General features: G+C 69.8%; 21 protein-coding genes and 1 tRNA gene. 7 read left to right on the top strand and 15 right to left on the bottom strand.

Annotated elements, in window-relative coordinates; translation table 11 throughout:
- Window positions 1-8: 8 nt before the first annotated feature.
- Together E9232_RS14350 and E9232_RS14355 are read left to right on the top strand one after the other, a co-directional pair.
- Window positions 9-1,757, top strand: a complete 1,749-nt coding sequence (locus E9232_RS14350) for a thiamine pyrophosphate-dependent enzyme (protein ID WP_309794834.1) — start codon at window positions 9-11, stop codon at window positions 1,755-1,757.
- A gap of 36 nt (window positions 1,758-1,793) precedes the next feature.
- Window positions 1,794-2,006 (top strand): MEKHLA domain-containing protein, encoded by a 213-nt coding sequence (locus E9232_RS14355; RefSeq protein ID WP_309794835.1) that lies wholly within the window; start codon window positions 1,794-1,796, stop codon window positions 2,004-2,006.
- 53 nt (window positions 2,007-2,059) lie between these two features.
- Here the strand turns inward: E9232_RS14355 and E9232_RS14360 are convergent, their stop codons facing one another.
- From E9232_RS14360 to E9232_RS14375, 4 genes are read right to left on the bottom strand one after another with little or no spacing between them, the layout of a single operon-like run.
- Window positions 2,060-3,073 (bottom strand): zinc-binding alcohol dehydrogenase family protein, encoded by a 1,014-nt coding sequence (locus tag E9232_RS14360; RefSeq protein ID WP_309794836.1) that lies wholly within the window; start codon window positions 3,071-3,073, stop codon window positions 2,060-2,062.
- Between the two features lie 42 nt (window positions 3,074-3,115).
- The gene (locus E9232_RS14365; RefSeq protein ID WP_309794837.1) at window positions 3,116-4,129 is read right to left on the bottom strand and encodes an ABC transporter permease; all 1,014 of its coding nucleotides are present in this window, start codon (window positions 4,127-4,129) and stop codon (window positions 3,116-3,118) included.
- A 58-nt stretch (window positions 4,130-4,187) separates the two neighbouring features.
- Entirely contained in the window at window positions 4,188-5,168 is a 981-nt protein-coding gene (locus E9232_RS14370) for a substrate-binding domain-containing protein (protein ID WP_309794838.1), read from the bottom strand.
- 28 nt (window positions 5,169-5,196) lie between these two features.
- Window positions 5,197-5,928, bottom strand: a complete 732-nt coding sequence (locus E9232_RS14375) for an ATP-binding cassette domain-containing protein (RefSeq protein WP_309794839.1) — start codon at window positions 5,926-5,928, stop codon at window positions 5,197-5,199.
- 186 nt (window positions 5,929-6,114) lie between these two features.
- On the opposite strand from E9232_RS14375, the gene E9232_RS14380 reads away from it, so the two are divergent.
- Window positions 6,115-7,002 carry a GntR family transcriptional regulator gene (locus E9232_RS14380; RefSeq protein WP_309794840.1) on the top strand — a complete coding sequence of 296 codons (888 nt, stop codon included), beginning with the start codon at window positions 6,115-6,117 and terminating at the stop codon, window positions 7,000-7,002.
- 201 nt (window positions 7,003-7,203) lie between these two features.
- Here E9232_RS14380 and E9232_RS14385 read toward each other — a convergent pair.
- From E9232_RS14385 to E9232_RS14395, 3 genes are all read right to left on the bottom strand, one after another.
- Window positions 7,204-7,279, bottom strand: a tRNA-Glu gene (locus E9232_RS14385).
- 71 nt (window positions 7,280-7,350) lie between these two features.
- Entirely contained in the window at window positions 7,351-8,427 is a 1,077-nt protein-coding gene (locus tag E9232_RS14390; RefSeq protein WP_309794841.1) for a threonine aldolase family protein, read from the bottom strand.
- 29 nt (window positions 8,428-8,456) lie between these two features.
- On the bottom strand, window positions 8,457-8,720 hold the full coding sequence (locus tag E9232_RS14395; protein ID WP_309794842.1) for a hypothetical protein: 264 nt from the start codon (window positions 8,718-8,720) through the stop codon (window positions 8,457-8,459).
- Here E9232_RS14395 and E9232_RS14400 point away from each other — a divergent pair.
- Together E9232_RS14400 and rpoH are read left to right on the top strand one after the other, a co-directional pair.
- Window positions 8,713-9,777 carry an RluA family pseudouridine synthase gene (locus E9232_RS14400; protein WP_309794843.1) on the top strand — a complete coding sequence of 355 codons (1,065 nt, stop codon included), beginning with the start codon at window positions 8,713-8,715 and terminating at the stop codon, window positions 9,775-9,777. The genes E9232_RS14395 and E9232_RS14400 overlap by 8 nt on opposite strands.
- 87 nt (window positions 9,778-9,864) lie before the next feature.
- On the top strand, window positions 9,865-10,749 hold the full coding sequence (gene rpoH / locus E9232_RS14405; protein ID WP_309794844.1) for an RNA polymerase sigma factor RpoH: 885 nt from the start codon (window positions 9,865-9,867) through the stop codon (window positions 10,747-10,749).
- 71 nt (window positions 10,750-10,820) lie between these two features.
- On the opposite strand, the gene E9232_RS14410 is transcribed toward rpoH, so the two are convergent.
- The 8 genes from E9232_RS14410 to E9232_RS14445 all read right to left on the bottom strand — a co-directional run bounded on the left by E9232_RS14410 (window position 10,821) and on the right by E9232_RS14445 (window position 19,052).
- Complete coding sequence (locus tag E9232_RS14410) at window positions 10,821-11,861, bottom strand: WD40 repeat domain-containing protein (protein WP_309794845.1); 1,041 nt, start codon at window positions 11,859-11,861, stop codon at window positions 10,821-10,823.
- 496 nt (window positions 11,862-12,357) lie between these two features.
- Window positions 12,358-12,756 (bottom strand): VOC family protein, encoded by a 399-nt coding sequence (locus E9232_RS14415; RefSeq protein WP_309794846.1) that lies wholly within the window; start codon window positions 12,754-12,756, stop codon window positions 12,358-12,360.
- Window positions 12,753-13,370: a phosphoribosyltransferase family protein gene (locus E9232_RS14420; RefSeq protein WP_309794847.1), complete on the bottom strand. Its 618-nt coding sequence runs from the start codon at window positions 13,368-13,370 to the stop codon at window positions 12,753-12,755. Before E9232_RS14420 ends, E9232_RS14415 begins: the two co-directional genes overlap by 4 nt.
- Before the next feature lie 19 nt (window positions 13,371-13,389).
- Window positions 13,390-14,682: an adenylosuccinate synthase gene (locus E9232_RS14425; protein ID WP_309794848.1), complete on the bottom strand. Its 1,293-nt coding sequence runs from the start codon at window positions 14,680-14,682 to the stop codon at window positions 13,390-13,392.
- Window positions 14,683-14,700: 18 nt separating this feature from the next.
- Window positions 14,701-15,849: an ATP phosphoribosyltransferase regulatory subunit gene (locus E9232_RS14430; protein WP_309794849.1), complete on the bottom strand. Its 1,149-nt coding sequence runs from the start codon at window positions 15,847-15,849 to the stop codon at window positions 14,701-14,703.
- A gap of 105 nt (window positions 15,850-15,954) precedes the next feature.
- Window positions 15,955-17,211, bottom strand: a complete 1,257-nt coding sequence (locus E9232_RS14435) for a trypsin-like serine peptidase (protein WP_309794850.1) — start codon at window positions 17,209-17,211, stop codon at window positions 15,955-15,957.
- A 3-nt stretch (window positions 17,212-17,214) separates the two neighbouring features.
- A complete protein-coding gene (locus E9232_RS14440; RefSeq protein WP_309794851.1) occupies window positions 17,215-18,354 on the bottom strand; it encodes a trypsin-like serine peptidase in 1,140 nt (379 codons plus the stop codon).
- On the bottom strand, window positions 18,351-19,052 hold the full coding sequence (locus tag E9232_RS14445; RefSeq protein ID WP_309794852.1) for a potassium channel family protein: 702 nt from the start codon (window positions 19,050-19,052) through the stop codon (window positions 18,351-18,353). Before E9232_RS14445 ends, E9232_RS14440 begins: the two co-directional genes overlap by 4 nt.
- Before the next feature lie 153 nt (window positions 19,053-19,205).
- On the opposite strand from E9232_RS14445, the gene ypfJ reads away from it, so the two are divergent.
- Together ypfJ and E9232_RS14455 are read left to right on the top strand one after the other, a co-directional pair.
- Window positions 19,206-20,054, top strand: a complete 849-nt coding sequence (gene ypfJ / locus E9232_RS14450; protein WP_309794853.1) for a KPN_02809 family neutral zinc metallopeptidase — start codon at window positions 19,206-19,208, stop codon at window positions 20,052-20,054.
- Window positions 20,055-20,119: 65 nt separating this feature from the next.
- Window positions 20,120-20,794, top strand: coding sequence for a nitroreductase family protein (locus E9232_RS14455; protein ID WP_309794854.1), 675 nt, complete (start codon window positions 20,120-20,122; stop codon window positions 20,792-20,794).
- The last annotated feature ends 138 nt before the right edge of the window (window positions 20,795-20,932 follow it).

A 20,932-nucleotide genomic window follows, 5' to 3' on the forward strand; every position in this document is an offset into this window, starting at 1 on the left:
GCGTTCGCATGGATATTCATCTGACGGAAACCGTAACCGGCTACGAGTCCCTGGTGGCAACGCTAGAGTCCTGGGGCATCGAGGTCTGTGCCGGCGTCACCGGCGGCGGCGCGATCCGCTTCCTTGAGAAGCTCCCCCCGCTTCACGCAGGCGAGGATACGGCCGACCACAACGAGCCCGCCGGGATGCGCTTCCTGTCGCTCGGCGAATATGCCTCCGGCTTCGTGCCGCTCGGCAGCTATCTGGCGTCCGGCCGCATCGGCGCCTGCATCGCGACGACGGGCGCCGCGACCAAGCTGCTGGGCTGCGGGCTCAGCGACGCCAAGCTGCACGACATCCCGGCGGTCTACATCGTCCCGGTCTCGCCGGACTCGACCGAAGGGCAGTGCCCGCTGCAGGACACCAGCCGCCACGGCAGCCACATGCTGGCGCAGCTGCGCGCGGAGCTGCCGGATGGCGTCTTCGTGCTGGACGACGCCGCGACCATGGAAAGGCAGCTTCAGCAGGCCCATGCCCAGCTGAAGCGCTGCAAGCCGGTCGTCCTCGTCCTGGACCATGGGGCGCTCAAGACCAGGATGGCGGCGGCCCCGCATCGCGCGCCCCCGCAGCCGGATCCGGCGCTCGCATCGGCCGAAGCGGATGCGTTCGCGGATGCGTTCTGCCGGCGCATCCGCGGCCGGCGCGTCGTCATCCTCGCCGGCGAGGAGCTGGCCCGCTACCCGGACGCGCCGCAGCTGACCTCTCGCCTGTGCGAGGCCCTGGGAGCCCCCATCGTCTGGAGCATCAACGGCGCCAACGGGGTCGAGCGCGGCAATCGTCGCGGCTACGGCTACATCTCCTTCGGCGGGAACGACGCGGCCATCCGACTCTGGCAGGACATCGGCGCGGACGACGTCCTGCTGGTGCTCGGGGCCTGCCCGGACGAGTACACGGTCAACCTGGCCCCCTATGCGGCCGGCGACACCTTCGTCCTCACCGGCCTCCCGGACGGCTACGGCCAGGTCGAGGGCGGGTTCGGGCACCGCGCCGGCGGCGCCTGTCGGCAGCTCGTCGCCCCCCTGGACGCGGCGCTCCGGTCCCTGCTCGGCCGGCTCGAATGGCAGCCGCCGGAGACCCTTCGGGCCGGGCCGGCGCCGGATGACCTGAACACGCGCCGGCCCGGGGGCCCGAGACCCGGCCATGCCGACATGGCCTCGCTGTTCCGGGCACTGGATGCGCGCTGGCGGCCGAACACCATCGGCTTCGACGACGTGTGCCTGGCCTACAAGGACCGCCAATACGTCGTCCAGCGCCCCCATCCGCATGCGCGCTTCTTTTCCCTCTATCGCGGCTCGGCCATGGGCAACGTGCTCGGCCTGGCCATCGGCGCCAAGCTCGCCGCGCCCGAGAGCCATGTCGTCGGTTTCACCGGCGACGGCTGCTTCCGGTTGTTCGCGGGATATCTGGCGGAAGCCCGCGATCTCGGGATCCTGCTGTTCCTGCTCGACAATGCCAGCTACGGCATCGTCGAGCAGGGCCTGCACACGATCATCCCGGACGCGCCGCCGTCGCACCGCCACATCCGCCTGGCCCGGATGGATTTTGCCGCCATGGCCGGCGCCTGCGGCTGGCGTTCGGCCTCGCTTCGTCCCGACCTCGCCAATCTGGACGACATCCTCGATGCCCATCACCGCGGCGCCGTGGGCTCCACCCTGGTCACGGTACCGGTCGATCCCGGGCACATCCTCGGCATCAACCCCCGTGCCGACAACCTGTGACGACACCGCCCCGACCCGTGTCCCGGAGCAGGTCCCGTGAGCTTAGCCCTCGATCCCGACTTCCTCCGCCTCCTGGCCGGCAGCCATGCCCGGCTGATCGGTGCACCGCTGGTGCCGGAGGGCACCGGCTGCGACGCCGCCGAGCAGGCGCGCTGGCTGTATGGCGACGCACCCTTCTGCGTGCTGGCGCACGACACCGCCACCGATCCTTGCTTCGTCTACACTTTGAACGGCACGTTTCGGTCGTGACCGGTGCGAGAATGCCGGGCTGGTGCGTTTCGACGGTGGTCGCCTCGCGCAGATCACCCGATCTCGACCAGGGCCTTGACGAGCCCGCTCTTCTGGCCGGCCCAGCGCGGGAGATCGGCGAGCGCTCCGGCAAGGCTGGTCCGGTGGGTGAGGAGATGGTCCAGCGGGACGCGACCGGTTTCGATCGCGGCGACGACTCGCTCGAAATCCGCCCGCAGGGCATTTCGGCTGCCGAGGACCGTCATTTCCCGTTTGTGGAACTCGGGGTCCGAGAAGGCGATGGTCTCGGCCACCACGCTGACCAGCACGAGCGTGCCGCCATGGGCGACATGGCCGAAGGCGCTCTCCATCGAGGCCCGGCTTCCGGTCGCATCGAAGACCACGTCGAAGCCGTCGCCCTCGGTCGCCTGGCGGAGCAGCTCCGCCGACCCGTCGCCGACGCCGATGCCCCGTGCCGCGATCCGGCTCTTCAGCGCGAAGGCGAGCCGGTCGGCCTCGCGGTCCATGATCGAGACATCACCCCCCGCCAGACCGGCGAACAGCGCCGTGCCGAGCCCGATCGGCCCCGCGCCGATCACCAGAGTGCGGGCGCCACCCCCAAGACCGGAACGGGCGACCGCGTGCGCACCGATCGCCAGGAACTCGATGCACGCCGCCTGATCGAGCGTGAGGCTGCCCGCCGGGTACAGGTTGCGCTCCGGCACGGCGATCGTCTCGCACATGCCGCCGTCGCGATGCACGCCGAGCACCGCGATCTGGACGCAGCAATTGGGCTTACCAGCGCGGCAGGCGATGCAGGTGCCGCAGGAGACATACGGATTGACGATAACGGTGTCGCCCGGCGCCAGCGGGCTGCCTCCGGGTGCCTCCAGCACCTCGCCGGACAGCTCGTGTCCCATGATCCGGGGGTACTGGAGGTACGGGTGGCTGCCCTCGTAGATGTGGAAGTCCGTGCCGCAGATCCCCATGCGGCGCACCCGGACCAGCACCTCGCCCTCGCCCCGCTCGGGCTCCGGCCGCTCTTCGAGCGCCAATTCCCCGGGCGCCCGGCATATCACTGCCCGCATGGCTTCGTCCGTTCCTGAGGGAGAGCACCGGAGGCCTGGGACTCAGGCCCCGGCCTGCCGTCGCTTCTGCAGGTTGTCGAGATAGACCACGAGCGCGATCAGGAGGCCTTCCAGCACCATCTCCCAGAACGGGTCGATGCCGAGCAGGACCGCCGCATTGCTCATGGTGGTGAAGAGGATGGCGCCGACCACCGTGCCGAGCACGCTGCCCCTGCCCCCGAACAGGCTGGCGCCGCCGACCACCGCCGCGGCGATCGCCTGCAGCTCATAGGCGTTGGCCATGGACGGGGACGCGATGCTGAGGCGCGAGACCAGCAGGATGCCGGCGAGGGCCGCGAGTCCCGAGCTCAGCACATAGGCGATCAGCGTGATGCGGAAGACAGCGATGCCTTGCCGGCGCGCGGCCTCGGCATTCGAGCCCATCGCATACATGTAACGCCCGGTCCGGGTGAAGCGGAGCAGGTAGTGGACCACGACCCCGACCGCCACCATCGCCCAGAACAGATTGGGCAGGCCGGTGGTGCCGCGGGCGAACTCCTTCACCTCGGGCGGCAGGCCGCCGATCGTCATGCCGCCGGCCAGCAGCAATGCCAGGCCGCGATAGACCTGCAAACCGGCCAGCGTCACGATGAAGGGAGGGATGCCCAGGCGGCCGATCGCGGCGGCGTTGACCACCCCGACCCCGGCCCCCGCCGCCAGGGTCAGCAGCGTGGCGGGCACGAGGCCGAGGCCATGCCCGCACATCTGGGCGAAAGCCACGCCGCAGAACGCGACCACCGACCCCACCGACAGGTCGATGCCGGCGATGACGATCGTGCACATGACGCCGATCGCGACGATCGCCGCGATCGGCGTCTGCCGCATCAGGTTGTTGATGTTGCCTTCGGTCAGGAAGTTGGGCGTGGTCAGCGACAGCGCGACCCACAATGCGACCGTGAAGGCGATGACATAGGTCTCGATCGGCAGGCGCCGGAGCAGCGCCTGAAGGGATCTGCCCGGCGTGCCGCTGCGAAGGCGCGGCCCGGGGCGGATTTGCGGGAGGGGCTGATCCGTCATCGGACCTCCGTGATGAAGGCGGGCGGGGATTGCTGCGGCAATCCCCGCCCGCGGCAGATCAGTTGCCCAGGAACGAGCCGAGCTTGCGCTTCGAGACGTCGAGCAGGCCGGCCAGCTTCGGGTCGTCCATGGTCGCCTTCGTCACCGTGCCGACGCCGGTGTCGACGTTCTTCGGCAGGCGCACGCCGTGCGCGGCGGCGTAGCCGTACCAGACCCCGGCGAAGCCCATCATGTACGGATCCTGGATGACCAGGGCGTAGACCGAGCCGTCCTTGAGATGCTCCAGCTCCCCGGCATCGGAGTCGAAGGCGACCAGGCAGAGCTTCGAACCGAGCTTCTGCTCGGCAACCGCGGCGCCGGCACCGGTGCCCATCTGCGCGTTGTCCGCGAAGAGGCCGACGAGGTCCGGGTCCTTCGTCAGCATGTCGGCGGTCAGGGTCATGCCTTCCGCTTCCTCGTTGTTGGCGACCCGGTTGCCGACCAGGGTGATGTCGGGATAGGCCTTCAAGCCCTCGACGAAGCCTCGGTCACGCGAATCCAACGATTCGTGACCGGCCATGGCGGTGAGATAGCCGACCTTGCCCGCCGCCTTCCCGGTCCGCTCCTTGAGGCACGCCGCCACGGCCTCAGCCGCAGCCTTGCCGCCGGCCTCGTTGTTGGTCGTGAGGAAGGCGGCGAATTTGTCCGTCTTCGCCCCGGAGTCGATGACGACGACGGGTATCCCGGTATCGGTCACCGCGGCGATCGGGTCGCCGAGGGCCTCGAAGATTGTCGGCGAGATCACGATCGCGGCGGGCTTCGTCCCCGCTGCACTCTCGAGGACGGCGATCTGGCCGGCGGCGTCGTCCTTGGGCGTGCCCAGCTTGTCGACCTTGACGCCGAGCTGCCTGCCGGCCTCCTCGGCTCCCTTGAACACCCACTGCCAGTATTCCGAGGTGGTCGCCTTCACGATCACCGCGACCGTTTCCTCGGCACTCGCCGGCGTCACGCCCGCGAGTGCAAAGATCGCCGCCGAAGCAGCCAGCAACATCTTGCGCATCATGGTTCCTCCCCGTTTTGTGCAGCACTCAGGCTGCCTTCTTCGATTCGCTGTAGCCGGTCATGTATTTGATGAGCGTCTCCTGGTCCGTCTCTGCCGCCGGCGTGACGTGGACGACCTGGCCGCGGAACATCACGGCGATGCGGTCCGCAACCTTCAGGATTTCGACCAGGTTGTGGCCGATATAGATGACCCCGACGCCATGGGCGGCGAGGTCGCGGGTATGATGGATCACGCGCTCGCGCTCCATGACCGCGAGCGCCGCGGTCGGTTCGTCGAGCAGCACCACCTTGGCTTTCCAATAGATCGCCCGCGCGATCGCGACGGCCTGCCGCTGCCCGCCCGAAAGCCGCGCCACGGTCCGGGCCTCGGGCGGAATCTCGCTGCGGATCCGCTTCAGCAGATCCGCGGTCTCGCGCCGGATCGTCCGCTCGTCCACGACTGGCAGAAAGCCGAACAGACGTCGCATCGGCTCGCGGCCGAGGAAGATGTTGGCGCCGATCGAGAGGTCGTCGGCGAGCGCCAGATCCTGATAGACGGTCTCGACGCCCCGTTGCCGCGCCTCGCGTGGCGAGGACAGGTCAAGCGGCGTTCCGGCCAACAGCATCCGGCCGGCATCGGGCCGGTAGACCCCGGAGATATGCTTGATCAGAGTCGACTTGCCGGCGCCATTGTCGCCCACCACGGCCAGGACTTCCCCGGCGTCGAGATGCAGGTCGACCCCGCGCAGCGCCTCGACGGGCCCGAAGCTCTTGCGCAACCCGGCGACTTCGAGGATTGGGCTCACGCGCTCACCGAAACCAGCCGAAATTTGGCGCCGACCATATCTTTTTCCTCCCCAGGATATGGCTATTTGTTCCTTATACAGAAAAACCAATTATAGTTGCGGTCAAATTGTTTTTTATGGATTAAAGGACAGATCGACAAGGACGGGAGAACATCGGGCATGAAGACGGACACGGTATTCAAGCGCGCGTTCAACGACGCCCTGGACCTGCTCGCGGCGCTCGAAGACGAGGAGGCGCTTCCTTCGGAAACCATGCTCAGCGCGCAGCTCGGAGTCAGCCGCACAACGGTGCGCAAGGTGCTCTCGGCGCTGGCCGAGCAAGGAACCGTGGCCGGAACCGGGCGCCGGCGGACCATCCGCTCGGGTGGTGCAGCGATGCAGCCGTTTCCGGCAGCGGAAACCATCCCGATGGCCGAGCAGATCGAGAAGCGCTTCATGGAATGGATGCTGCGGGGCGATGCCCACGCGGGGACGGCGATCAACGAGCTGGAACTGGCCCGCCAGTTCGGCGTCGCCACCACCGGGATCCGCGAGTTTCTCAACCGTTTCCAGCGCTTCGGCCTTATCGAGAAGCGGCCGAATGCAGGCTGGGTGTTCCAGGGCTTCACGCCGAGTTTCGCGCTCGACCTGTTCGAGATCCGCGAGATGTTCGAGTTGCGGTCGGCGATGACGTTCGCGGCGTTGCCGGAAAGCTCACCGCTGTGGCGAAAGATCAGCGCCCTGCGCGAGGAACATGTCTCCCTGCTTCGCGAGATCGACGGCCGATACCATGACTTCTCCGATCTCGACAGTCGCTTTCATCGGCTGATCAACATGGCCGGACCCAATCGCTTCATCGACGGCTTCTACGACGTCATCACCCTGATCTTCCATTACCATTATCAGTGGCGAAAGCATGACGAGCGGCAGCGCAACGAGGTCGCGATCCGCGAGCATCTCGCCTACATCGAGGCCCTGTTCAGCCGCGACACCTCCAGGGTCGAGGTCGCATGCCGCGTCCATCTGACTTCGGCGAAGGAAACCCTGATCCGCTCGACCGCCGGTTGACGGCCGATGCCGATCAGGCGGCGGCGACCGGGATTGAGGAATCCAGGAATTCCCGCCTGTTCATCTCGTCGCCGAGCATGGCGACGAAGGCGGTGACCTTCGATGGACGGAAGCGGGCGTGCATGGGACCACCCATACGGCAATTTGGCGGCAAAAACGACTTAGCCCCGCACGAAGGCGGGGCTAAGTCGTTGAAAGCGTTGGCGTCCCCTACGGGATTCGAACCCGTGTTACCGCCGTGAGAGGGCGGTGTCCTGGGCCTCTAGACGAAGGGGACTGAGGCGCGGGCCCGGATATAGGGGAGCCTGCGCGCCGACGCAAGGTGTTTTCGTAACTTTTCGTGACGCCCTACCCCGCGGCCGCGACGGCATCCGGTGCGACACAGCTTCGCGCCCGCTGCAGCACGGTCTCGATCGTCTCGGCCGTGGTGTCGAAGGCCCCGACGAAGCGCCAGACCTCGCCCTCCCAATGGGCCGCGATCACGCCTTCCCGCTGCAGTCCGGCGGCCAGCGCGGCGGGCAGGCGCACGAACACCTCATTGGCCTCGACCGGATGCTCCAGCGCCACCCCGGGCAGCGCCTGCAGCCCCTCGGCCAGCTGCCGCGCCCGGGCGTTGGCGTTGGCCGCCAGGCCCAGCCACAAATCGTCGGCGAGGTAAGCCTCGAGTTGGGCCGAGACGAAGCGCATCTTCGACAGCAGGTGGCCGGCGCGCTTGCGCCGCAGGGCAAAATCCGCCGCCTTGACCGGGTCGAAGAACACCACCGCCTCGGCCATCACGCAGCCGTTCTTGGTGCCGCCGAAGGACAGCACGTCGATCCCGGCCTTCCAGGTCAGCTCGGCCGGAGAACACCCCTGCCCTGCCCCCATCTGCCCTGCCAACGCGTTGGCGAAGCGTGACCCGTCCATATGCACCGCCAGCCCGTGGTGCCGCGCCGCGTCGGTCAGCGCCGCGACCTCGGCCGGGGTGTAGACGGTGCCGGATTCGGTCGCCTGCGACAGGCTGAGCATCGCCGGCTGGCTGCGATGCACGTCGCCGCGCCAGCCTTCCGGGAAGGCCGCCTCCAGCGTCGCCGGCGTCAGCTTGCCGTGGTCGCCTTCGGCCAGGATCAGCTTGGCGCCATGGGTGTAGAATTCCGGCGCGCCGCATTCGTCGACCGCGATATGCGCCTCGCGATGGCACAGCACCGCGCCGTAGGGTGGGGTGAAGGTCGCCAGCGCCAGTGCGTTGGCGGCCGTGCCGGTGGCCACCGGGAAGGCGGCGACGCGGCGCTCGAACACCTCGGACAGCCGTGCCTCGATCCGGCGGGTGACGTCGTCATGGCCATAGGAGCGGGCGCGGCCGTCGCCGGCGCGGGCGATCGCCGCCAGGATCTGGGGCGCGGCGCCGGCGACGTTGTCGCTGGCGAGGTTGATCACATCGGTCATGCCGGAATCCTCGGGACGGTCGAGCGGATCTAGGGGGTGGTGGTCAGCAGGGTGGCAGCGGCGCCGGTCCTGGGGTCGAGGCTGCGCAGCTCCTGCCCGCCGCCGGGCAGTGTGATCAGCATCACTGCGCGGTCGCCGACAGGGATGATAGTCGTAATCTTGCTGCCGGAGGGCAGTGCGGACGGGGCGGCCGATGCCGCGGCGGGTGTGGCCGGCGGCGCCTTGGCCGGGCCCGCGGAGAAGAGCTGGAGACCGAGTTTCCCCACAACCACGGCGGCGAGCAGGATGATCACCACAAGCATCGCCCAAACGGTTATCTTCACCGCACGCAACGAACCAGCTTCCAGACGCACCCGCACACCTCTTTCCTTGGACGAGCCCATTCCCGTCACAGCCATTCCCGTAACGATCGGCCCGGACGCCGCCGGCGAGCGGCTGGACCGTGCCCTGGCCGTCGCCGTGCCGGACCTGTCGCGGTCGCGGCTGCAGGCGCTGATCGCCGCAGGCTGCGTCTGGGAAGGCGAGCGGACAGTAGAAGACGCCTCGGTCAAGGTCAAACCCGGCCAGGCCTTCGAGATACGGGTGCCGCCGCCGGTCGCGGCCGAGCCCGCGGCCCAGGCAATCCACCTTGAAATCGTGTACGAAGACCCCCATCTCATCGTCATCGACAAGCCGGCCGGACTGGTGGTCCACCCCGCGGCAGGCAATCCCGATGGCACCCTGGTCAACGCGCTTCTCGCCCATTGCGGCGGGGAGCTCTCCGGCATTGGCGGCGTCGCCCGGCCGGGCATCGTCCACCGGCTGGACAAGGAGACCAGCGGGCTGATGGTCGCGGCCAAGACCGATGCCGCGCACAAGGCACTGTCGGCCCAGTTCGCCGACCGGACGCTGTCGCGCACCTACCTCGCATTGGTCTGGGGCCGGCCGAACCCGTCGGCCGGCGCGATCGAGGGCGCCATCGGCCGCGACCCGCGCGACCGCAAGCGCATGGCGATCGTCAAGGCCGGCGGCAAGGCGGCGCGCACCCACTACAAGGTGCTGCGCCCGGCGGGGCTGGAGGCCAGCCTGGTCGCCTGCAGGCTTGACACCGGGCGGACCCACCAGATCCGCGTCCACATGACCTCGATCGGCCACCCGCTGATCGGCGACCAGGTCTATGGCCGACGGCCGCGCTCGGCCATCGGCAGCGATGTGGCCCGCAGCTTCCCGCGGCAGGCGCTGCATGCGGCAAAGTTACGCTTCCGCCACCCGGCGGATCAAAATGAACTCGAATTCACAAGGCCCCTTCCGGGAGACATGCGAGATTTGCTCGTCTCCCTCGCAGGGGAAGACCGTATACCCGACTACTGAGGTCGGGTATTATGAGCGTGTCCGGACTCTGATCCGGCGGGCGCCCGCCCCTCCCAGGGACCGGGCGCCGGAGAGGGAGCAAGATTTATGGCACAAGCATCGCGTCTGCCCATGCTGGGCGCTGAATCCAACCTGAGCCGCTACCTGCAGGAAATCCGTCAGTTTCCGATGCTGGAGCCGCAGGAGGAGTTCATGCTCGCCAAGGCGTGGCGAGAGCATGGCGACACGGAATCGGCGCATCGCCTCGTGACCAGCCATTTGCGGCTGGTGGCGAAGATCGCGATGGGTTATCGCGGCTACGGCCTGCCGATCTCGGAGCTGATCTCCGAGGGCAATGTCGGCATGATGCAGGCGGTGAAGCGGTTCGATCCGGACCGTGGCTTCCGCCTGGCGACCTATGCCATGTGGTGGATCCGCGCCGCCATCCAGGAATACATCCTGCACAGCTGGTCGCTGGTGAAGATGGGCACCACCGCGGCGCAGAAGAAGCTGTTCTTCAACCTGCGCAAGCTCAAGGGCCAGCTGCAGGCGATCGAGGACGGCGACCTGAAGCCGGAGACGGTGACCAAGATCGCCACCGAGCTGTCGGTGCCCGAGCAGGACGTGATCTCGATGAACCGCCGCCTCGCGGCGCCGGATCATTCGCTGAACGCGCCGCTGCGGGTCGATGGCGAGGGCGAGTGGCAGGACTGGCTGGTCGACGAGCGCGACAGCCAGGAGGTGATGCTGGCCGACAAGCAGGAGCTGGGCAAGCGCCAGCAGCTGCTGAAGGACGCCATGGGTCACCTGAACGACCGTGAGCGCCGCATCCTGAGCGAGCGCCGCCTGCGCGACGAGCCAACCACCCTGGAGGATCTGAGCCAGGAATACGGCATCAGCCGCGAGCGGGTGCGCCAGATCGAGGTGCGCGCCTTCGAGAAGCTGCAGAAGGCGATCCGCAACGCCGCGGTCGAGGCCAAGCTGGCCCACTGAGCGACGGATCGGATTGAGGCTGAGACGGCCGAGGCATCGCCCCGGCCGTTTTCGTTTGTGCCGGCCGCGACTTAGTCGAGATCGATCCGCGCCAATTCCGACACCCCGGTCTTCACCGGCCCGGTGTAGGTGTCCGGCGTGTAGCGGGTGGCCATCAGGCTGCGCGAATCCGCGCTCCACACCAGGTCCCGCCACTGCGACCGGGTCGGCATCCGGCGCAGCAGCCTTCCGTCCGCCACATCCCAGATGAACAGAGCCGCCGTCTCCCGCCCCCAGACACCGGGGTCGTCGAAGCTGGCGGCCAGGGACCGTCCGTCCGGGCTGAAGGCGAGCAGCGGGATGAGGTGCGAGCCATTGTCCCGCCAGGTCGACAGCGCGCCGACCAGAAGCCGACCCGACAGGCTGCGGCGGGCATTGTCGGCCAGGCGTATGGTGACCACGCCGCTGTCGCCGCGGGTCTCGACATGCTCCGCCGCCAGGGTGCCGTCGGGCGAGACGGCGGAAGACACGCCGGTGGCACGCAGCGATCCCGGGACGGGCACGGTCCCCGCGACCTCGCTGCCGTCGGCGGTCGACAGCACCGCCGTTTCGCCCGGGCCCTCCCAGAAGCTGCCCCAGCCCATGTCGATCATGATCCGGTCGTCGGCGACGAAGGCCAGCCCGGTCGCGCCGCGCCGGATGCTGGAGAGGGTGGCGCCGGTCCGGCTGTCGATGATCTGGATCGGCCCCTCGAAGAACCCGCCGGCGACAAGGCCGCCCGAGGGCGAGACCGCAAGGCCCAGCCAGCTCGCATCCTTTGGCACATCCGGCAGCGGAATGCGGGATCGCACCATCCCGGTCGCGGGATCGATCCGCAGCAGCTCCTGTGGGCGCGTGGCCTCCCGGCCCAGCCCCGGCTGCCGCACCACCCCCAGCAGCGTGCCATCGGGCGCCGGGCTCAGCACGCCGAGATCCTGGTCGTCCAGCACCGCGACGACGCGACAGGCGCTGGCCTGCACCAGGCGATCCATCGGCCCGCAGGGCCAGAACGCCCCCTCTCCCCAGGCGTAAACGCCGCCGACCACTGCCGCGACCGCAAGCGCCACCACCGTGACGCGCTTCCAGACCCGCATGATGCCCCCCCCAAGCTCGCCCGGGACGATCCTGCCGATGATTCTGGGCGTTTTCGTGAATCCGGGAGGCAGGCCTCTCTATCCGGCCGCTTTCATCTCCAGCACGGCATTCGCAGCCGCGTCGATCGGCCCTAGTTGTTCGGCGGCACAGCCGGTCTGTCCCGAAAGCAGACGACAGCGCCTCCGCCCGGAAGTGGGGGGCAGTTCCAGCCGGGGCCGAAGCCCGCGGCGGCCACTTGCACATCCGAATAGCGCGTCGCCGCCCAGACCGCGAAGCCGGTCGCGATGAGCAAGCACACGCAAGCGAGGGACCGGGCCCAACCCGGTGGCCGGCGAAACCACCGAATCTGGTCGACCACGCCCAGCAGAATCGCCCCGGTAATGAGAGCCAGGGCCGCCGCGCAGCCCCACAGCCCCGGACCGACCGTATGCACGGATACCTCCTGCATCTACCCGTCCAAGCATAGCATATTGCCGGCATAGCCCCAGGGCAGGCCTATCCGGCCTTGGGCTGCAGCAGGTCCCACAGGTTGCCGTAGAGGTCCTCGAACACCGCGACGGTGGCATAGCTTTCCTCGCGCGGGGTCTCGCGGAACACCACGCCACGCGCGGTCATCGCCCGGTGGTCGCGCCAGAAGTCGTCGGTATGCAGGAACAAAGCCACCCGGCCGCCGGTCTGGTCGCCGATCCGGCTCTCCTGCTCCGGGGTCGCGGCCTGGGCCAGCAGCAGCGACGGCCCCTGCCCGCCCGGCGGCGCCACCAGCAGCCAGCGCTTGCCGTCGCCGAGCGGCGTGTCGGCCACCGGCTCGAAGCCCAGCACCCCGGTGTACCAGGCCTTGGCCTCGTCATAGTCGCGGACCACCAGGGTGATCGCGCCGATGTGCTGGCGGGTCATGATGATCCCTGCCCTCCTGTTCCCAGCCCCTGCTCCTCGAGCGGCATGCCGGCGGCGCAGAGCGGGCAATCCCCAGCCTGCCACATTCCGCGGTCCAGCGTCGCCAGACGAACCAGCGGCACCCCGTGCTCTCGCGCGATCCGCCCGGCGGCTTCGCCGAGGGTGAGGAGGCAGGCGATGCCGGCCGGAATGGCGCTGTGGCGCGTGAGTTCGGCCAGGGTCAGGCCGACCGCCGAGCCGGCATTGATCGCATCGTCGACCAGCAGCGCCCGCCGGCCGGCAACCACGGCGCCGAGCGCGTCCGGGATGCGGTAGCGCACGGCGCCGCCTTCGACGTGGCGCTCGGCATGGACGAAGTCGAGATGCAGCTCGGCGGCGATCACCCGGGCCAGCAGGGCGCCGCCGGTCAGCGGGCCGCAGACCACCTCGGCACCGCAGGACGCCGCTTCGGCCACCAGCGCCGCAGCCCAGCGGCGCATCCTGATGGCATCGACGAACAGCGCGTCGAGGTCGAGCCAGAGGTCGCCGTGATGGCCGGATTCGTAGCGGAAATGCCCCCGCGTGGCGGCCACCGCCGCCCGCAGTTCGCGCCCGATCGCATCATCCGTGCCCACGCCGGCGAGCGGCCCCGCCTCAGTCGGCGAAGGGGTCGCGGACCAGGATGGTGTCGTCGCGCTCCGGGCTGGTCGACAGCAGCGCCACCGGCGCCTCGATCAGTTCCTCGATCCGGCGGATGTACTTGATCGCCGTCGCCGGCAGGTCGGCCCAGGAGCGCGCGCCCTTGGTGCTTTCCTCCCAGCCATCCCATTCCTCATAGACCGCCTTGGCCTGCGCCTGGGCGGTCTGGCCGGCGGGGAAATGCTGCAACACCTGCCCGTCCAGCTCGTAGCCGGTGCAGATCTTCAGAGTCTTGAAGCCGTCGAGCACGTCGAGCTTGGTCAGGGCGATGCCGTCGATGCCGCCGGTCTTCGCCGCCTGGCGCACCATCACCGCATCGAACCAGCCGCAGCGCCGCGGCCGGCCGGTGACCGTGCCGAATTCATGGCCGCGCTCGCCCAGCCGGCGGCCGATCTCGTTCTCCTGCTCGGTCGGGAACGGGCCGGAGCCGACGCGGGTGGTGTAGGCCTTGGTGATGCCGAGAACATAGCCGATGCCCTTCGGCCCGATGCCGGAACCCGCCGCCGCCTGCCCCGCCACGGTGTTGGACGAGGTGACGTAGGGATAGGTGCCGTGGTCGATGTCGAGCATGGCGCCCTGGGCGCCCTCGAACAGGATGCGCTTGCCCTCGCGCTTCAGCGCGTCCAGCCGCTCCCACACCACGCCGACATAGGGCAGGATCTTGGGCGCGACTTCGCGCAGCTGTGCCAGCAGCTCGGCCGGGTCCACCTCGTCCGCCCCCAGCGCGCGCAGCAGCGCGTTGTGGTGCGCCAGCAGGTTGTCGATCTTCTCCGGCAGCGCCGCCTCGTCGGCCAGGTCGCAGACCCGGATGGCGCGCCGGCCGGTCTTGTCCTCATAGGCCGGGCCGATGCCGCGGCCGGTGGTGCCGATCTTGCCCTCGCCGCGCGCCGCCTCGCGGGCCCGGTCCAGCGCGCCATGCACCGGCAGGATCAGCGCGGCGTTCTCCGCCAGCAGCAGGTTCTCCGGGCCGACCTCGACATCCTGGGCGCGGATCCGCTCGATCTCGGCGAGCAGCGCCCAGGGGTCGACCACCACGCCGTTGCCGATGATGCCGAGCTTGCCCGGCCGGACGATTCCCGACGGCAGCAGCGACAGCTTGAGCACCTTGTTGCCGATCACCAGGGTATGGCCGGCATTGTGCCCGCCCTGGAACCGCACCACGACATCGGCCCGGCTGGACAGCCAGTCGACGATCTTGCCCTTGCCCTCGTCGCCCCACTGGGCGCCGACCACGGCCACGTTCGCCATCGGAATACCTCGTACTGACTAGTCTTGAATCTCGTCGAGCCGGCCGTCCCGCAGAACCCAGCCGCAGCCGAGGCGGCGCGCCTCGACGAGAGGATCGGCACCGGGCTCCAGCCCGGCGATGGTGACATAGCCTTCGGCCCGCAGCGGCGCGCCGGCGCCATGCGCCGTGCCGAAGGGCAGGAAGGCGCGGCGCGGCGCCGTCGACGGCGCGGCCGCGCGCAGCACGGTGTCCATGTAGAGGGTGAAGCCGGTGGCTTCCTCGCCCTCGGCGCCATTGGCGCGGTAGCGTCCGCCGCGGCCGACCTCGCCCCGGGCACCGCGGGCGAACAGGGTGAAGGCGACGCCGCTGTGATATTCGAAGCCGCGATGCTCGACGAAATCGACCGTCACCATCAGCTCCGGTGCCGAGGCGCGGATGCGGCGGACGACCTCGGCCAGCCGGTCGAGCAGCGGCCGGGTCACCGCCGGCAGGTCGATGCCGCCGAGCGCGGCCAGGGCGGCGTCGGCCGGGCCAGAGGCGGCGAGCAGCGCCCCAAGCGCCACGGCGGCGGCACCGCCATGCTGGGCGATGGCGGCGGCGTCCTTGCGATCGAGCGCGTGGCGCAGCGCGGTGCCGGCCTCGCCTTCCACGCCATGGGCGCCGAGCAGCGCCGGCACCAAAGTGGGTTCGGTCAGGTCGAGGGCGAGGCGATCGACGCCGACCGCCTGCAGCGCCTCGACCGCCAGCAGCGCCGCCTCAGCATCGGCGGCCGGCTGGGCGCCGCCGATCAGCTCGGCGCCGACCTGGGCGAATTGCCGTTCCGGCCGCAGCTGGGTGCCGCGCACCTGCATCACCTGCCCGGCATAGGCCAGGCGCAGCGGCCGGGCCGCGGCGGCGAGACGCGAGCGGGCGATGCGGGCGATCTGCACCGTCATGTCGGCGCGCAGGCCGAGCATGCGACTGCCCATCGGGTCCATCAGGCGGAAGGTGTGCCGGGCCATGCTGGCGCCGACGCCGGACAGCAGCGTGTCCTCGAATTCGACCAGCGGCGGCTTGACCCGGTCGTAGCCGTGACCGCCCAGCACCGTCATCATGCGTTCGATCACCGCCGCCTCCTGAGCCGCTTCGGGCGGGAGGACGTCGTAGAAACCCTCGGGAAGAAGAGCGGCGTGGAGCGCGTCGGTCATGGCGTGCGGCACGCTAGGGCCTTCGCGGCCGCGGTGCAACGAAGAAGCTCGCCCGGCCCCCTCGCCGCGCGCTCACCCCCCATGCGCCGTTGGCGGCGGCGCGCGCTATCCGCCGTTCGCGGCGATGTACTTCGCCAGCGCGTCGGCGAAGGCCCGGGTGTCGACCGCGAGGTAGGCGTTGTCGTTGCCGCCGTCGCGGAAGAAGCGGGTGACCACGGCCACGATGGCGTATCCCCCCGCCTCCTTCATGAAGATCGGGCCGCCGCTGTCGCCCTTGGTCATGTCGCAATCATGCTTGAGCGTGTTGTCGCGGCGCAGCGCCAGGGCCCGGCAGCCGGAATGGGCCGTCATCCGGTCCGGTGCGTCCCAGGCGTAGCCGGCCTGGATCAGCGGCACCCAGGCGCCGGCCGCGATCAGGGCCTCGTCCTTGGCCGTCAGGCGATGGACCGCCATGGTGCCGGCGACATCGCCGATATCGGCATCGAGCCGGACGAAGGCCCAATCCGTGCCGAAGGCGGAGCCCGGATCCTCCTCCTCGTCATCGCTGTCGTTGCGGTAGTCCGGCGACAGCAGGCTGGAGGCGATGCCGGCCTCGGCCTTGCTGTCGTCGCCGTCGCGGCCGGCGCGGAAGCTGACCGGCGTGTCGCGCTTGCCGTTGTCGCGGAAGAAGCAATGCGCGGCGGTCAGCACCACCCGCCGGCCGACCAGCGTGCCGGTGCAGGTGCCGCCGCTGTCGAAGGCGATCTCGCCGATCGCGGTCCACGGCATCCGGTCGGGCCGGACCATGCGGCGGTCGTCATGGCCGAAGAAATGGTCGCGGATCCCGGCCGGGGTGTCCCGGCCCAGGCAGTCCGCGGTGTCGCTGCGCGCGGCGCAATGCCCGGTGCCGATCCCCGGCTCGTCGCAGATTCCGTCGAAGGCGGTGGCGCAGCTGTTGATGTGGTTGCGCCGGGGATACAGCGGCCGGCAATCGCTGATGTCGGTGCCGTCGGGGCAGACCCCGGTGCCGATGGCGGGTTCGTCGCAGGTGCCGTCCCGCGACCAGTGGCAGCCATCGTCGCCGCCGGCACGCAGGGAGCGGCAATCGGTGGTGTCCGAGCCCTCGTCGCAGTCGCCGGTGCCGATCCCGGGCTCGTCGCACTGGCCGTCGAACGCCCATTTGCAGCTGTTGTCGCCAGTCTTGTAGCCGGCGCAGTCGGCATCGTCGGATTCGGCGGCGCATTGGCCCGAGCCGCCGAAGCGCTGCTCGTCGCAGCTGCCGTCCCGGGCCCAGCGGCAGGAATCATCCGCGGCCGCCGGGCCGGCCAGGCCGAGCAGGACCGCCAGCGCCGCCGCGGCGCCGAGAGCCGCCCGTCGGCTCACCGCTCACCCGCCATGGGATCCCACATATTTGGCCAGCGCCTTCTCAAAGGCCCGGCTGTCGACCGCGAGATAGTCCGAGCGCTGCCCGTCATCGCCGCCATAGAAGCGGCTGACCACCGCGACGATGGCGTAGCCGCCGCCCTGCTTGATGAAGATCGGCGAGCCGCTGTCGCCCTTGGTCATGTCGCAGTCGTGCAGCAGCGTGTCGTCGGGGCGCAGCGAGACGATGCGGCAGCCGACATGCTCGGTCATCCGGTTCGGCGCATCCCAGGAATAGCCGCCCTGCATCACCCGGACCCAGCGCCCGGCCGCGATGTCGGCCTGGTCCTCCGGCTTCAGCCGGTGCACCGCCATGGTGCCGGTGACGTCGCCGATGTCGGCGTCGAGCAGCACGAAGGCCCAGTCGAGCCGGTACCAGGATTCGCCGCCGCCGCTGCGCCCCTCGCGGAAGCCCGGCGGGATGTAGAAGCCGGCCACCCCGGCCTCGGCCACCTCGCGGGTGCCGACCCGGCCGGCGCGGAAGCTGCGCGGCCGGTCCAGCGTGTCGTCGTCGCGCATGAAGCAATGGGCGGCGGTCAGCACCACCCGCCGGCCGACCATGGTGCCGGAACAGGAGCCTTCGCCGAAGCTGAGCACGCCGATGGCGCTCCACGGCATGCGGTCGGCCCGGGCCAGGCGGCGGTGGTCGTGGCCGAAGAAGTGGTCGCGGATCCCGGCCGGCGTGTCGCGGCCCAGGCAGTCGGCGGTGTCGCTGCGGGGGCTGCAGCGGCCGGTGCCGGTCCCGGGCTCGTCGCAGATGTCGTCGAAGGCGGTGGCGCAGCTGTTGTCGCGGTTGCGCCTGCTGTAGAGCGGCCGGCAGTCGCTGGCATCGGTGCCGTCGCCACACAGGCCGGAGCCGATGTTGGGCTCGTCGCAGCTGTGGTCGTTGGCCCAGCGGCAGCTGTCGTCGCCGCCGGCCCGCACGGCACGGCAGTCGGCGGTGTCGGTCCCGGCGGCGCAGTCGCCCGAGCCGATCCCCGGCTCGTCACAGCGGTCGTCAAAGGCCCAGCGGCAGCTGTTGGCGCCGACCTTCGGCCCGGCGACCGCCGGGGCGGCAGCGGCCAGGCCCAGCAGCGCGATGGCGATCAACAGGCGCAGGTTCAATCGGCGTGCCTCGTCTCGATCTCCATCGACACCAGCCGGGCCAGCAGGATCGCCGGGAACAGCTGGCCGCACAGCCCCTCGAGATTGGCCAGCGACCGCGCCAGCGGGAACACCGGCGTGATGTCGCCGTAGCCGACCGAGGTCAGGGTGGTGAAGCTGAAATAGATCATGCGCGACAGCAGGCGGACATGCTCGGCCTCCAGCGCCTCGGCGAAGACATAGGCCGTGTCGCCGACATGCAGCACCAGCAGCGTGTCGAGCAGGGCGAAGACCAGGCCGATATGGAGATAGACGGCGATGGCGCCGAGGATGCAGTGCAGGTTGATCCGGCTGCGCCGGAACACATGGTTCAGGATGATCCAGCTGAGCAGCCCGAGGAAGGCGACGAACAGCAGGATGTAGGCCGAGGTCAGCCACATCTCGCCGAGATAGAGGCTGATCGGCTGCAGCGGGATCAGCACCAGGCCGAGGCCGATCAGCGTCTTCGCCAGCCGGGCGTGGCGCGAGATCGCGAAGATCCCGGCCAGCACGATGAAGCAGGAGTTGAAGACGAAGATGTGGCGCGAGGCGTCGTGGATGCTGGCCAACGGGCCGAACACGAAGATCGCCAGCACCTCGAAGAACACCAGGGCGCTCAGGCTCTTGTCCTGGATGACCGGATGCGCGGGGGCGGCGGTGATCACGGACGCCTGGGCCAAGACGATTCATCCCGAACGGAGCGATCCATCATCCTAAGCGGAACAGCGGGGCGAAACGAAGGCGGATCGCGAAACCGGGCGCTGTCGCATAGGATAGGAACCGGGACGGATCGCGGCGGGTTTCCCCAAGGCGCGCGACGAGGGAGGGCATCCATGCGGTGGCAGGATCTGAGACGCAGCGGAAATGTCGAGGACCGGCGCGGCATGCGCCCGGCGGCGATCGGCGGCGTGGGCGGCGTCGGCGCGATCGTGGTCGTGCTGGTGGCGCTGTTCTTCGGCGTCGACCCCTCGGCGCTGCTGCAGACCCTCGACAGCGGGCAGGCCCCGACCTCGCAGACCGCCTCGGCCCCGGTCGGTGCCGGGTCGGACCAGGAAGCGCAGTTCGTCGCCGCCGTGCTGGGCAGCACCGAGGACACCTGGGGCACCATCTTCAGCCAGGCCGGCAGCCGCTACACCGCGCCGAAGCTGGAGCTGTTCTCCGGCCGCACCCAGTCCGCCTGCGGCCTGGCCGACACCGCGGCGGGGCCGTTCTACTGCCCCGGGGACCGCAAGGTGTATCTCGACACTGCCTTCTTCCAGGAGCTGAGCCAGCGCTTCGGCGCACCGGGCGAGTTCGCCGCGGCCTATGTCATCGCCCATGAGGTCGGGCACCACGTCCAGAACCTGCTCGGCATCATGGGCAAGGTCGACGCCCAGCGCCGCAGCGGGGGCGACGCCAACGCCCTGTCGGTGCGGGTCGAGCTGCAGGCCGACTGCTTCGCCGGGGTCTGGGCCAAGCGCGGCGACCAGCAGGGCCATTTCATCGAGGCCGGCGACGTCGAGGCGGCGCTGCGGGCGGCGGCGGCGGTGGGTGACGACACGCTGCAGAAGCAGACCCAGGGCTATGTCGTGCCGGACAGCTTCACCCATGGCAGCGCCGAGCAGCGCGCCCGCTGGTTCCGCCTCGGCTACGACCGCGGCGACCCGACCGCCTGCGACACCTTCTCCGCCCGGACACTGTAGCGCGCCTCTTGCCGCCCCGGCCCCGGCGGGGCACGGTCCGCCGGAGAGATTTCGGAGGACCTGCCATGGACGCGCCCGTCTTGGAGCCGCTGCCCGACTATCGCGCCTATCCGCCCGACGAGATGGAGGCCCGCGCCCGCGCCTTCCACGAGGACCTGCGCCGCCGCCGCACGGTGCGCGACTTCGCGCCGACGCCGGTGCCGCGGGCGGTGATCGAGCAGGCGCTGCTGGCGGCCGGCACCGCCCCGTCCGGCGCCAACCTGCAGCCCTGGCACTTCACCGTGATCGAGGACCCCGCGGTGAAGCGGCGGATCCGCGAGGCGGCGGAGGTGGAGGAGCGGGAGTTCTACAGCGGCGGGGCGCCGCAGGAATGGCTCGACGCCCTGGCGCCCTTGGGCACCGACGAGCACAAGCCGTTCCTGGAGACGGCGCCGGTGCTGATCGCGATCTTTGCCCAGCGCTTCGGCATCCTGCCGGACGGCCGCCGCGCCAAGCACTACTACGTGCCGGAATCGGTCGGCATCGCCACCGGCTTCCTGATCGCCGCCCTGCACCATGCCGGGCTGGCGACCCTGACCCACACGCCGAGCCCGATGGGCTTCCTGAACGAGATCTGCGGCCGGCCGGAGTCGGAGAAGCCGACCATCCTGCTGGTGGTCGGCTATCCCGTCGAGGGCTGCACCGTGCCGCGGCACGGCGGCCTCAAGAAGCCGCTGGGAGAGATCGCGAGCTGGATCTGAGGGTCGGCTTGGGACCACCAGCGGGCCGGCCCTTCCTGTCATTGCTTGACCGGGCAATCCAGGGGCCACGGAGAACCGCTCTGGCTGCCCCTGGATGCCACGGTCGAGCCCTGGCATGACAGGAATGGAATGAGGCGG

The organism is Inquilinus ginsengisoli, assembly GCF_031453975.1.
Lineage (GTDB): Bacteria > Pseudomonadota > Alphaproteobacteria > DSM-16000 > Inquilinaceae > Inquilinus > Inquilinus ginsengisoli_A.